The following is an 11,868-nucleotide window of genomic DNA, read 5'->3' as shown; positions in this document are numbered from 1 at the left end:
GGAACGCCGCGCACCACCTGCAATCAGACCGTCTTGCATGGCATATCTGTTATCGATATCAGTTGCTCCGATTCAGCAGGCGCCGCGGCTACCGATGATACCGGTCCGATGATGCCGTGAGGGGAGGATGAAGGGATGACATACCGCCTCAGGCGGCTGGCACACGCCGCGGCGGCCATCATGCTTGCCGCAGCAGCTCTCCCTTGCGCCGCGCAGTCGCAAGACAGGCTGCACGTCTACCCGGTCGTTCCCGAGCTGATGTATACGGCGATCAACGACGACTACACCGTGCGCGTGCGTACGCCCGGCGGACCGTGGCAGGATCTGTACGAGTATCGGGTACAGGTCGATACCGACACCAAGCAGAACGCCTCGATGGTCTATTTCGATTTCGCCGGGACGGTGGAGATCGAGGTCATGAAGAATAATGGCCGCTTCGACACGGTGTCGGTCGCGCCCCGGTCGAGCACGGTCCGCCCGCAGCGCAGCGGCCCGATCGTCCGCATGACGCTGACGCGGCCCGAACGCTTCTCGCTCCAGTTCGACGATGACCGGCTGCACAATCTTCACATCCTCGCGGGCGCACCACCGGCGCCGCGCCCGGCGGGCGCCAATGTGCGCTATTTCGGGCCGGGGCTGCATGTTCCGCCCGAGGGAAGCGACGCCTTTCCGGTGCACTCGGGTGACCGCATCCACATGGCCGGCGGTGCGGTGCTGAAGGGCGCGTTCGCACTGGAGGGCGTGCGCGACGTGAAGATCAGCGGTCGCGGGTTGCTGTGGGATCCGGGTCGTGCGATCGATCTCGAACAGGCGCGCGATGTGGAGATCGCGAACCTCATCCTCGTCAACAGCGATCGCAAGGATGCCGCGCGGGTGATGAACATCCGCAATTCGGAAAGCGTCGGCGTGCGTGACGTCACCGGCTTCACCTCGGGCAAATGGTCAGACGGCATCAACATCTCCACCTCACGCCACGTGACGGTGGAGGACGGCTATCTGCGCGTGTCGGACGATGCGGTGGTGGTCTATGCCGTTGCCGATTGTCCGCTCTGCCGGCAGCGCGCCGCGCGCACCGGCATTCCCGATCCCAATCCGCCGGGCGACACATTCGACATCAATGTGCGCAACATGCGCATCTGGAACGACGTCGCCCACGCGCTCTATGTCGGCCATTTCGGCGATCTGGAGCAGCCACGCACGATCCGCAACGTGACCTTCGAGAATATCGACATCGCCAACCTCGATGAGGACGATCCCGACTGGGAAGGCGCCATCGCGATCTATTCCGGAGACCGCACGCTGGTGCGCAACATCCGCTTCAGCGACATCCGCGTCGATCGCATCGAGGAAGGCAAGCTGATCAATATCATTGCCGGCCACAACGCCCGCTACAACAAGGCGGCCGGGCGCGGCATCGACGGCGTGACGTTGCGTAACATCGGCTTCACAGGCGAGGGGATGCCCAGCGCCTCGATCATCAGCGGTCTTTCCGCCGAAACCGCGGTTCGAAATGTGACCATCGACGGGCTGCGCATCGGCGGCAGGCCGATGACCGTTCCCGAGCAGGCGGATCTCATGGTCGGGCCGTTCGTCTCCGGCCTCACCATCCGCTGAGCGCGCGCCGGAACCCCACCCACTGCCCGGTTGTTCTTCCTGCAATCACAACAGCAGGAGAAACAGCGATGACCGGGATCGCCACGAACGACGAAAAGGCGGGCGACAAGGCATTGGACAAGGCGCTCGACAAGGCCGTCGAGGATTCCATGGACGCATCGGATCCGCCCGCCATCACCAGGCCCGGCGACACGCATGAGCCGGCGGAATCCTCGGGATTCGATGCGGAGGAGGAAAAACACCGCAAGAACCGCTGATTATGCTTGATCTCGCACGAAAAGCTGCCATTGAGCGCGGTTCGTCGCAAAACTTGTTGCATCGCAGCAAAAATCATGGTGCCTTTCGACCCAGGGGCCGAACGAGCGGTTAAGCTTTTGCTCATGGCATTGGCGCAAACTGTTCGGGAGGGGCAGAAGGTCGAAAGGTAAGCGGGTTATGGCGACGAGTGGGAGACCAGCAGACGGCGCGATGACGCTGGCGGAAATGAAGGAATTCGCGGCGTTTCCCGCTGCGACGCAGCGCTATATCCGGCGCTCGCTCGACATCGGGCTTGAGCGGTCGGACGCGATGAAGATCTGGTCGCGTGACGTGGTCGAGGCGGCCAGCATCCGGGCGCAGGCGAAGGTCTATTCGCGGCTCGACCATATCCGCCACCTTGTCCCCGACGATAGCGGCCTCGATGCGATCGAGCCGTTCATGGCCCCGCTGGTGACGGTGAGCGCGTTCGATCTGGGGCAGGATCGCCTCATCGGTTTCGGCGCTTACCGCTTTCTCTACGAGCGGCTGATCGGCGCGCAGGTGCGCCCCTGGCTGCCCGGCGCCTTCTGCGCGGCGGCCGCGCTGCCGCATCTCCATCCCGAGAAGCGGCGCCTGCTGCTCCAGTCGATCAGCGAGGCGGCGGCGACTGCACCCGGCTGGTCGAACCGGGAGCCGGTGTTCTATCCGGAATGGGTCGACAAGGTCGATCTGAACGCGCTGCCCAACTGACCACCCCCGGGCGTCGCCACGCCCGGCGCCAGCCGACTGCTCCCCGGCAAGGGCCGGGGAATTTCTACCCATGTCCCCCGCCCCGGCAGCGCTCAACTGAACGCCTGCATCCCTGTGATCGCGCGCCCGAGGATGAGCGCATGCACATCGTGCGTGCCCTCATAGGTGTTCACCGTCTCCAGGTTCACCAGGTGGCGGATGACGTGGAACTCGTCGGCGATACCGTTGCCGCCATGCATGTCTCGGGCGATGCGAGCGATCTCCAGCGCCTTGCCGCAATTGTTGCGCTTGATGACCGAGATCATCTCGGGCGCCCAGGTGCCGGCATCGATGTTGCGACCCACCGCCAGCGCAGCGCCGAGGCCAAGCGCGATCTCGGTCAGCATGTTCGCCATCTTGAGCTGCGGGATCTGGTTGGCGGCAAGCGGCCGGCCGAACTGCTTACGATCGAGCTGATATTGCCGCGCCCGCGCCAGGCAATCCTCCGCTGCGCCCATCGAACCCCAGGCGATGCCGTAGCGCGCCTTGTTGAGGCAGCCGAACGGGCCGCTGAGACCGCGGGCGTTGGGCAAAAGGTTTTCGGCGGGGACGAACACGTCGTCCATCACGATCTCACCGGTGATCGACGCGCGCAGGCTCATCTTGCCCTCGATCTTGGGCGTGGAGAAACCCTCCATCCCGCGTTCGAGGATGAAGCCGCGAATCACGCCCTCATCATCCTTCGCCCACACCACCGCGACATCCGCGATCGGCGAATTGGTGATCCACATCTTGGTGCCACTCAGCCGGAAACCATCCTCCACCGAGCGCGCCCGCGTCTTCATGCTGCCCGGATCGGATCCGGCATCGGGCTCGGTCAGCCCGAAGCAGCCGACCAGTTCGCCGGTGGCGAGACGCGGCAGATATTTTTCGCGCTGTTCCTCGCTGCCATAGGCGTGGATCGGATGCATCACGAGGCTGGATTGCACGCTCATCGCCGAGCGGTAGCCCGAATCGACGCGCTCCACCGCGCGCGCCACCAGCCCATAGGCGACGTGACTGACGCCGGCGCAGCCATAGCCGTCGATCGTCGCGCCGAGCAGGCCGAGTTCGCCCAGTTCGGTCATGATCTCGCGGTCGAACCGCTCCTCGCGCGTCGCGCTCAGCACGCGCGGCAGCAGCCTGTCCTGCGCATAGGCCTCGGCGGTGTCGCGGACCTGACGTTCCTCGTCGGTCAGCTGCGCGTCGAGCAGGAACGGATCCTGCCAGTCGAAGGGGGTGAACTGCGCCATATTCTCCCGGCATTCATCTCTGTGTGCGGCCGGCATGGATCCGGCCCGGATGTCCCCAAATCGCAGGTTTTGCTGCGCGCGCCAAGCAGCGCTCAGACGGTGACGCCGGTCCGGCTCTTCATCAGCGGCTGGATGCGCTCGCCGAAGTCCTCGACCCCCTGCACGAAATCGTCGAAGGTCAGCAGCACGCCGCCAGTGTTGGGCACCGCCGCCATCTCGTCCAGCATCCGTGCGACGCTGGCATAGCTGCCGACCAGCGTGCCCATATTGATGTTCACAGCGCCTTCCGGCGCGGCGAGCTGGCGGACGTTGGTGTCCTTGTTGTGGGTGTCCTTCGCGCCCTGCTCGGCAAGCCAGGCGATCGCGTCGAGATCGACGCCGTCATTATAGGCCTTCCAGCGCGCCATCGCCTCCTCGTCGGTCTCGGCGGCGATCACCATGATCAGCACGAAGACGGAGACGGCGCGGCCGGTCTTCGCGGTCGCCGCGGCCAGCCTTTCATTGTTGAAGGCGAAGGCGGTCGGCGTGTTGACGCCCTTGCCGAGGCAGAAGGCATAATCCGCCCACGTCGCGGAGAAAGCGAGCCCCTCGTCGGACGAGCCCGCGCAGATGATCTTCATGTCGCCGGTGGGCGTCGGCCGCACCCGGCAATCCTCCATCTGGTAGTAGCTGCCCTTGAAGTCCGAGACGCCGGTCTCCCACAGCTCGCGCAGGATGCGGGCATATTCGTCGAGCATCTTGTAGCGGTTGCGGAAATGCTCGTCGCCGGGCCAGATCCCCATCTGGGTATATTCGGGCGGCTGCCAGCCGGTGATCAGGTTGAGCCCGAAGCGGCCATGGCTGATCGAATCGATCGTGTTGCACATCCGCGCCGCGAAGGCGGGCGGGATGACGAGCGTTGGGCAGGTCGCGAAGATCTTGATCCGCTCGGTCACCGCCGCAAGCCCGGCCATGAGAGTGAAGCTCTCAAGCCCGTATTCCCAGAACTCGGTCTTGCCGCCGAAGCCGCGCAGCTTGATCATCGAGAGCAGGAAATCGAGGCCGTAATGCTCCGCCTTCAGCGCGATCTCCTTGTTGAGATCGAAGCTCGGTTTGTACTGCGGCGCGGCCTCCGAAATCAGCCAGCCATTATTGTTGATGGGGACGAAGACGCCGACCTGCATGTTCGTGGATCTCCGTCAGGTGCCGGGGGTGAGAAACGGGTGCAAGAAGGTGGCGAACGCGGTGGGTTCGGTGACGTTGCAGGCATGGCCGCCGCGCGGCATCAGCGCGAATTCGCCATTGGGCAGGCCATCCGCCAGCGCGCGGGAGGCGCGCCAGGGCACCAGCATGTCGTCCTCGCTGGCCAGCGCCAGCACCGGCACCGTACATTGGCCCAGCCGGTCAGCGACGTCGAACGCCGCGAGCCCGGCGATGCGCCGCTCGACGGTGTCAATGCCAGGGAAGCCGGCGATGATGTGCGCGGCCTCTTCCTCCAGCGCATCGAAATGCTCGGCGATCCACGCGGCGGGATAGAGAAACAAAGGCTGCGCGCGGACATAGGCCTCGACACCGCTGCCGTGGAGCAGCGCCAGCCGCGTTTCGAAGCAGCGCAGGAAATGGCGCTCGGCGCGCGCCCAGCCATTGACCAGCACCAGCCTCTCGACGCGCCCTGGCGTCTTCAGCGCCAGCGCCAGGCCGGCGATGCCGCCCGCGGCATGGCCGACGATCGCGGCGGAGGCGATGCCGAGGCCGTCAAGGATGCGCGCCATATCCTCGCCCATCGCCGCCACCGAGGCGTCGGGAAGATGCCGGTCGCTGCGGCCAGTGCCGCGATGATCGTAGAGGATGACGCGGTGGCGCTCCGCCAGCGTCGCCACCTGCGGCGTCCAATAGGCGCCCGAGCCGCCGAGGCCGGGCGAGAGCAGCACAACCGGCGCATCCTCCGCGCCATATGTCTCGACATGAATCCCGTCGATGATCACGCTCAGAGGTGCGCCACGCTGGCGATCTCGACGAGGCAGTCCGGCTTCACCAGATCGCACTTGATGCAATAGCGCGCCGGCTTGGCGCCCGGAAAATATTCGGCATAGACCGCGTTGAACGCGGCATAATCATCGAGATCCTTGAGGAAGATGTGGTTCATCGCCACGTCCGCCATCGTCGCGCCGGCGGCCTCGAGCGTGGTCTTGATCACCTCCAGCACATGCCGGGTCTGCGCCGCCGCATCGCCGACATGCAGCACCACCCCGCCTTCGCCCAGCGCCAGCACGCCCGAGACATAGACGGTGTTGCCCGCCTTCGCGCCCGCCGAATAGGGCGCGATCGGCGTCGGGAATTGCGGCGGGTTGATCGGCTCGAAGGGCATCCACCTATCCTTGCTGGCGGGTCTCCGGCGGTTGGCCCTGCCCGATCACGCCGCAGAAATCGGCGACGGTGGAGACCCAGCCGAAAAATTTCTCGATGTTGTAGACCGCGGCCGCCTGCATCGCTTCCGGCCCCAGATGATGCGTCGCATCCTCCAGCATCACCCCGAAATATTCGAGGTGGAAGCCGTCGCGCAGCGTCGATTCGACACAGACATTGGTGGCGATGCCGACGAACACGATGTTGCGGATGCCGCGCGCGCGCAGCGTGCTGTCGAGCTGCGAGTTGAAGAAGGCGCTGTAGCGCGTCTTGTGCAGGCGGATGTCGCCGGGCTTGGGCGCCAGCGCATCGACCAGCTCATAATCCCAGCCGCCGCGCGCGAGCAGCTTGCCGCGCAGGTCTGGCTGCTGGCGCATCGTCTTCAGCGCGTTGGACTTGTACCAGTTGGGGGAATGCGGGCCGCCCGCTTCGACATAGTCTGCGTCCCAGCCATTTTGCAGGAAGATCACCGGCATGCCGGCAGCGCGGGCGGCATCGAGCACGATCGCGATCTTGCCGATCGTGGACGCCGCGCCCGAGATGTCGAACCCGGCGAGATCGACATAGCCGCCCGGCGAGGCATAGGCATTCTGCATGTCGATCACCACCACCGCGGTGTCGCCGGGCGACAGGCGGATGGGGTCGGGACGGGCGGGCAGCATCACCGCGTCGGCGGCGGTCGATCCCGGAACGGCCAGATCGGATTGGCTCATGCGCGGAGTGTGGGACAAGCAACACCGCGCCGCAACAGGATTATTGGCGGCTAACCCGCCGCCCCCACCGTCAGGCAGCCAAGGAACATCAGCAGCCCCGCGAACCGGTTCGAGCGGAACTTGGCGAGCGCGTCATCGCCATCCGCCTCACGCAAGGTCGCGATCTGCCATGCGAGGTGCAGCGCCACCGGCAGCAGCGCGGCAAGCGCCAGCGGCTGCGGACGTACGGTCCAGATCGCAGCCGCCCACAACACGACCGCGCCGAGATAGAAGCCCCCCACCCCGCCGCGGACATGGCTGCCCAACCGCCGCGCGGAGGATCGGATGCCGACCAGCGCATCATCCTCCCGGTCCTGCAGTGCGTAGATCGTGTCGTAACCGATCACCCAAAGCAGCGAGCCGAAATACAGCAGCAGCATCGGCAGCGGGCTTTCTGGCCAGCCGGTCACCGCCACCCAGCCGACCGGCAGCGCCCAGGAAAAGACGATGCCGAGCCAGAGCTGCGGCCACCAGGTGATCCGCTTCATGAAGGGATAGGCGGCGACCGGCGCGATGCTCGCGAAGGAGACGATCGTCACCGTCAGGCTGTTCAGGCCCACCAGCACGAGCAACCCCACCGTGCAGAGCATGAACAGCCAGATCCACGCCGCCTTCAGCGACACCGCGCCGCTGGCGAGCGGGCGGGCGCGGGTGCGCGCCACCTGCCGGTCGAGATCGCGATCGACGATATCGTTGTAGACGCAGCCCGCGCCGCGCATCGCGATCGCACCGATCAGGATCAGCAGCACGACCGACCATCGTTCCGGCAGCCCGCCCGCCAGCGCGACACCCCAGGCGCCCGGCCAGAACAGCAATTGCCAGCCGATCGGCCGATCCAGCCGTGCGAGCAGCCAATAGGGCCTCAGCGCGTCAGGCAGCGCGGCGGTGAAGCCGCGATGCTCGCTGTCCGGAACGATGTCGGGCGCGTTCACCGGCCGACCATGGTCTCGGGCCGAACGACACGGTCGAAGGTCGCCTCGTCGACCAGGCCGAGTTCGAGCCCCGCTTCCTTGAGGGTCTGGCCATGATGGTGGGCGTGCTTGGCGATCTTGGCGGCATTGTCATAGCCGATCTCGGGCGCGAGCGCGGTGACCAGCATCAGCGAGCGGGCGACAAGATCGCCGATGCGGCGCTCGTCCGCCTCCATGCCATCCACGCAACGCTCCGCGAAGCTGACCATGCCGGTCGCCAGCAAGTCGATCGAGCGCAGCACCGCGGCGCCGATCAGCGGCTTGAACACATTGAGTTCGAGATGCCCCTGAAGGCCGCCGACGGTAACCGCCTGATGGTTGCCGATCACCTGCGCGGCGACCATCGTCAGCATCTCGCACTGGGTGGGGTTGACCTTGCCCGGCATGATCGAGCTGCCCGGCTCATTCTCCGGCAGGATCAGCTCGCCGATGCCGGAGCGCGGGCCCGAGCCGAGAAGGCGGATGTCGTTGGCGATCTTGGTGAGCGACACCGCCAATGTCGACAATGTGCCCGACAGGTGGACGAGCGGGTCATGCGAGGCCAGCGCCTCGAACTTGTTCTCAGCGGTGAAGAAGGGAAGGCCAGTGATGTCGGCGATTTCCTTCGCGATCTCCTCGCCGAACCCCGCCGGCGCATTCAATCCCGTGCCGACCGCGGTGCCGCCCTGCGCGAGTTGCCCCATACCGTGGCTCACCGCGGGTCCGATGCGGTTGGCGTTGCGATAAAGCTGGTTGGCGTAACCTCCGAATTCCTGGCCCAATGTCAGCGGCGTCGCATCCTGCAGATGGGTTCGGCCGATCTTAACGATATCCGCCCAGGCGGCAGCCTTGGTCTCAAGCGCGCCGCGCAGCCGCTCGATCGCAGGCATCAGGTCGGCGGTCGCCGCACGTGCCGCCGCGATGTGCAGCGCGGTCGGGAAGCTGTCGTTGGAGGACTGGCCCTTGTTGACATGATCATTGGGGTGAACGGGGGACTTCCCGCCGCGTGTGCCGGTGAGGATCTCGTTGGCGCGGCCGGCGATCACCTCATTGGCGTTCATATTGCTCTGGGTGCCGCTGCCGGTCTGCCAGATCACCAGCGGGAACTGATCGTCATGCTTGCCCGCGACCACTTCGGCCGCCGCCTGCTCGATCGCGTCGGCCAGCTTCGCGTCGAGCCCATGCCTGCGGTTCACGCGCGCCGCTGCCTGCTTCACGATCGCCAGGCCATGGACGATGCCGATCGGCATCCGTTCCTGCGCGCCAAACGGGAAATTGCCGATCGACCGCTGCGTCTGGGCACCCCAATAGGCGCTCGCGGGCACCTCGATGGGGCCAAAGCTGTCGGTTTCGGTGCGGGTATCGGTCATGTGCGCTCTCCGTTTGGCTGGAGGGAGCGGCACCGTTACCCGCATGGCCGGGGGCAAGTCGAGGGTAGAGGGTTAGTTATCCCGCCATCGGCTGCAGCTTCACGCGGCGCCGGATCGTCTCATTCAGCACGCAGCTCGGAATCTCGATTCGGTCGATCGAGCCGCCCTGCGCGAGCGCATCGCATTTGGCGTCGCGCGCCTTGATCCACGCGCGTTCCTCGTCGCGCAGCGCGGTCTTGCCAGCCTCGTCACGCTTGTCCATCGCCGAGCGGTAGGCGGCGTTGAGCCGCTCGTCCTGCACCTTGATCTCGTCGGCGATGCACTGCGCCATGGCCGGGGTGACGCCCTTGGCGGCATCGCCGGTCTTGAGGCACGTGTCGTAGGCGGGCGAATATTGCTCCTCTATCTGCGCCTGCGTCAGCTCGGGGCCGCCCGCCGCCGGAGCCGGTTCGGCCGCGACATTGGGTTCGGTTTCGTTGATCGAGGAGGCGACGCTGCCCGCATCCGCACCGGCACCGCCATTGGGTAGCGGCGAGCCGTCGTTGCCATAGACCTCGGCAACACCGCTGCCCGCATCCGCCGCCTGATTGTCAAGCGGCTCGCTGCTGCCGCCCGAACAGGCGGCGAGCATCAGCAGAGGGGCAAAGAGAATGGCAGCACGCATTTTGAAATCTCCTTGGGGAATGCCAGCCTAACGCGCGTGGACAGCACGGGCGAGCGCCCGACACGACAAGCAGTGTCACGCAAGCGGCGCCGCTCTCACACATACGCCCGGATCACGTTGAGGAAGGCATCGCCATAATCATCCAGCTTGCGCGAGCCCACCCCGCTGATCTGGCCTAGCGCCGCGTGCGAGGTGGGCTTGAACTGCGCCATCTCGCGCAAGGTCGAATCGTGGAAGATCACATAGGGCGGCACGCCGGCGTCCATCGCCAGTTCGCGACGCGCCGCACGCAGCGCGTCAAACAGCGGATCGCCGACGGGATTGGGCGCGGCCCCGCCGCCGCGCTGGCGGCGGCGCTCGCGGCGGGGCGGCAGCACCAGCGCCAACGGCACCTCGCCCTTCAAGATGCCGCGCGCCTCGGGGCCGAATTCCAGCCCGCCATGCTCGCTGGTCCGCAACGCATCGCGCAGCAGCAACGCGCGCGAGACCGGCTTCACCAGCGGCGCCTCCTCATCGGTGACGATGTTGAACACCGAAAGCTGATCATGGCCGCGCTGGCGCACCTTCTCATTGGCGTTGCCGGTCAGCACCGCCTCGATATGGCCGACGCCGAAGCTCTGGCCGGTACGATAGACCGCCGAGAGGAACTTCCGCGCCACCTCGGTCGCGTCGATCGCTGCGGGCGGGCTCAGGCAATTGTCGCAATTGCCGCAGCTTTGCGGCGGGGTCTCGCCGAAGTGACGCAGCAGAATCGCGCGGCGGCAGGTCGCGGTCTCTACCAATGCGCCGAGCGCGGTCAGCCGCGCGCGTTCGCCCGGCTGGCGGTGCGGCTCCACCTCACCCATGCGCTGGCGGGCGCGGGCGAAATCGTCGGCGCCCCAGAAGAGCTGCGCCACCGCCGGATCGCCGTCACGCCCGGCGCGGCCGGTCTCCTGATAATAGGCCTCGATCGATTTGGGCAGGCCGGCATGGACGACGAAGCGCACGTCGGGCTTGTCGATGCCCATACCGAACGCGATCGTCGCGACGATCACCATATCCTCGGAAGCAACGAACTTCGCCTGATTGTCGCGCCGCACCGCGGGATCGAGCCCGGCATGATAGGGCAGCACCGGCCGACCTTTGCCAGCCAGCGCCTCCGCCAGCCGCTCGACGCCGGCGCGGGTCTGCGCATAGACGATGCCTGGCCCGGTCTGTTCGGCGATGAAATCGGCTACCTGCCGCGTCGTGCTCTCACGCGGCGCGATCATGTAGCGGATATTGGGCCGGTCGAAGCCGGCGACGATCAGCCCCTCGTCGGGAATGCCGAGCTGGTCGAGGATGTCGGCGCGGGTATGTTCGTCGGCGGTGGCGGTCAGCGCCAGCCGCGGCACATCCGGAAAGGCGTCGAGCAGCGGGCGCAACAAGCGGTAATCGGGGCGGAAATCATGCCCCCATTCGGACACGCAATGCGCCTCGTCGATCGCGAACAGCGCCAGCGGCGCGCTTGCCAGCAATTGCCGGAAGCCGTCATTGGAAGCCCGCTCGGGCGCGACATAGAGCAGATCGAGTTCGCCGGCGCGGTAGCGGGCGATTGTCTCGTTGCGATCGGCGTCGACCGAGGTGAGCGTCGCGGCACGGATGCCCACCGCCTTCGCGGCGCGAAGCTGGTCGTGCATCAGCGCGATAAGCGGGGAGACGACGACGCAGGTGCCGGGCAGCGCGACCGCGGGAAGCTGATAGGTCAGCGACTTGCCGGCGCCGGTCGGCATCACCGCCAGCGTCCGGTCGCCGGCCAGCACGCGGTCGACCACCTGGCGCTGCACGCCGCGGAAGCCGGGGAAGCCGAAAGTGTCGCGCAACAGCGCGGTAGGATCGATCATCGGCGGCTTTATA

Annotated in this window: 12 protein-coding genes; 3 read left to right on the top strand and 9 right to left on the bottom strand. The window is 66.3% G+C overall.

The window, feature by feature from the left end; translation table 11 throughout:
• The first annotated feature begins 135 nt into the window (after positions 1 to 135).
• From FHS96_RS11680 to FHS96_RS11670, 3 genes are all read left to right on the top strand, one after another.
• A complete protein-coding gene (locus FHS96_RS11680) occupies positions 136 to 1,614 on the top strand; it encodes a glycosyl hydrolase family 28 protein (protein WP_429591131.1) in 1,479 nt (492 codons plus the stop codon).
• A 68-nt stretch (positions 1,615 to 1,682) separates the two neighbouring features.
• Entirely contained in the window at positions 1,683 to 1,871 is a 189-nt protein-coding gene (locus FHS96_RS11675) for a hypothetical protein (protein WP_429591128.1), read from the top strand.
• A 178-nt stretch (positions 1,872 to 2,049) separates the two neighbouring features.
• On the top strand, positions 2,050 to 2,601 hold the full coding sequence (locus FHS96_RS11670) for a hypothetical protein (protein WP_429591125.1): 552 nt from the start codon (positions 2,050 to 2,052) through the stop codon (positions 2,599 to 2,601).
• Positions 2,602 to 2,693: 92 nt separating this feature from the next.
• On the opposite strand, the gene FHS96_RS11665 is transcribed toward FHS96_RS11670, so the two are convergent.
• The 9 genes from FHS96_RS11665 to recQ all read right to left on the bottom strand — a co-directional run bounded on the left by FHS96_RS11665 (position 2,694) and on the right by recQ (position 11,855).
• Positions 2,694 to 3,872: an acyl-CoA dehydrogenase gene (locus FHS96_RS11665; RefSeq protein WP_429591122.1), complete on the bottom strand. Its 1,179-nt coding sequence runs from the start codon at positions 3,870 to 3,872 to the stop codon at positions 2,694 to 2,696.
• A gap of 92 nt (positions 3,873 to 3,964) precedes the next feature.
• Complete coding sequence (rutA, locus tag FHS96_RS11660) at positions 3,965 to 5,035, bottom strand: pyrimidine utilization protein A (RefSeq protein ID WP_429591119.1); 1,071 nt, start codon at positions 5,033 to 5,035, stop codon at positions 3,965 to 3,967.
• Positions 5,036 to 5,050: 15 nt separating this feature from the next.
• Positions 5,051 to 5,836 carry a pyrimidine utilization protein D gene (rutD, locus tag FHS96_RS11655; protein WP_429591116.1) on the bottom strand — a complete coding sequence of 262 codons (786 nt, stop codon included), beginning with the start codon at positions 5,834 to 5,836 and terminating at the stop codon, positions 5,051 to 5,053.
• A gap of 2 nt (positions 5,837 to 5,838) precedes the next feature.
• Positions 5,839 to 6,219 carry a pyrimidine utilization protein C gene (rutC, locus tag FHS96_RS11650; RefSeq protein ID WP_429591113.1) on the bottom strand — a complete coding sequence of 127 codons (381 nt, stop codon included), beginning with the start codon at positions 6,217 to 6,219 and terminating at the stop codon, positions 5,839 to 5,841.
• A 4-nt stretch (positions 6,220 to 6,223) separates the two neighbouring features.
• Positions 6,224 to 6,970 carry a pyrimidine utilization protein B gene (rutB, locus tag FHS96_RS11645; RefSeq protein ID WP_429591110.1) on the bottom strand — a complete coding sequence of 249 codons (747 nt, stop codon included), beginning with the start codon at positions 6,968 to 6,970 and terminating at the stop codon, positions 6,224 to 6,226.
• A 50-nt stretch (positions 6,971 to 7,020) separates the two neighbouring features.
• Positions 7,021 to 7,941, bottom strand: a complete 921-nt coding sequence (ubiA, locus tag FHS96_RS11640) for a 4-hydroxybenzoate octaprenyltransferase (RefSeq protein ID WP_429591108.1) — start codon at positions 7,939 to 7,941, stop codon at positions 7,021 to 7,023.
• Positions 7,938 to 9,329 carry a class II fumarate hydratase gene (gene fumC / locus FHS96_RS11635; protein WP_429591105.1) on the bottom strand — a complete coding sequence of 464 codons (1,392 nt, stop codon included), beginning with the start codon at positions 9,327 to 9,329 and terminating at the stop codon, positions 7,938 to 7,940. The genes ubiA and fumC overlap by 4 nt, the downstream gene beginning before the upstream one ends.
• A 76-nt stretch (positions 9,330 to 9,405) precedes the next feature.
• Positions 9,406 to 9,993 (bottom strand): lysozyme inhibitor LprI family protein, encoded by a 588-nt coding sequence (locus FHS96_RS11630; protein WP_429591102.1) that lies wholly within the window; start codon positions 9,991 to 9,993, stop codon positions 9,406 to 9,408.
• Positions 9,994 to 10,088: 95 nt separating this feature from the next.
• Entirely contained in the window at positions 10,089 to 11,855 is a 1,767-nt protein-coding gene (gene recQ, locus FHS96_RS11625) for a DNA helicase RecQ (protein WP_429591099.1), read from the bottom strand.
• Positions 11,856 to 11,868 lie beyond the last annotated feature (13 nt).

The sequence above is a fragment of the Sphingomonas zeicaulis genome (assembly GCF_050433225.1).
Classification (GTDB): Bacteria; Pseudomonadota; Alphaproteobacteria; order Sphingomonadales; family Sphingomonadaceae; genus Sphingomonas_D; species Sphingomonas_D zeicaulis.
The sequence above is the reverse complement of the archived record's forward strand: the minus strand, read 5'-3'. Positions and strand labels throughout refer to the sequence as shown.

Bases quoted from the DNA above. Each gene is read 5' to 3' on its own strand.
- rutA (WP_429591119.1), bottom strand. From the start codon at position 5,035: ATGCAGGTCGGCGTCTTCGTCCCCATCAACAATAATGGCTGGCTGATT.
- FHS96_RS11665 (WP_429591122.1), bottom strand. From the start codon at position 3,872: ATGGCGCAGTTCACCCCCTTCGACTGGCAGGATCCGTTCCTGCTCGAC.
- FHS96_RS11630 (WP_429591102.1), bottom strand. From the start codon at position 9,993: ATGCGTGCTGCCATTCTCTTTGCCCCTCTGCTGATGCTCGCCGCCTGT.
- FHS96_RS11675 (WP_429591128.1), top strand. From the start codon at position 1,683: ATGACCGGGATCGCCACGAACGACGAAAAGGCGGGCGACAAGGCATTG.
- FHS96_RS11680 (WP_429591131.1), top strand. From the start codon at position 136: ATGACATACCGCCTCAGGCGGCTGGCACACGCCGCGGCGGCCATCATG.
- FHS96_RS11670 (WP_429591125.1), top strand. From the start codon at position 2,050: ATGGCGACGAGTGGGAGACCAGCAGACGGCGCGATGACGCTGGCGGAA.
- recQ (WP_429591099.1), bottom strand. From the start codon at position 11,855: ATGATCGATCCTACCGCGCTGTTGCGCGACACTTTCGGCTTCCCCGGC.
- fumC (WP_429591105.1), bottom strand. From the start codon at position 9,329: ATGACCGATACCCGCACCGAAACCGACAGCTTTGGCCCCATCGAGGTG.
- rutC (WP_429591113.1), bottom strand. From the start codon at position 6,219: ATGCCCTTCGAGCCGATCAACCCGCCGCAATTCCCGACGCCGATCGCG.
- rutB (WP_429591110.1), bottom strand. From the start codon at position 6,970: ATGAGCCAATCCGATCTGGCCGTTCCGGGATCGACCGCCGCCGACGCG.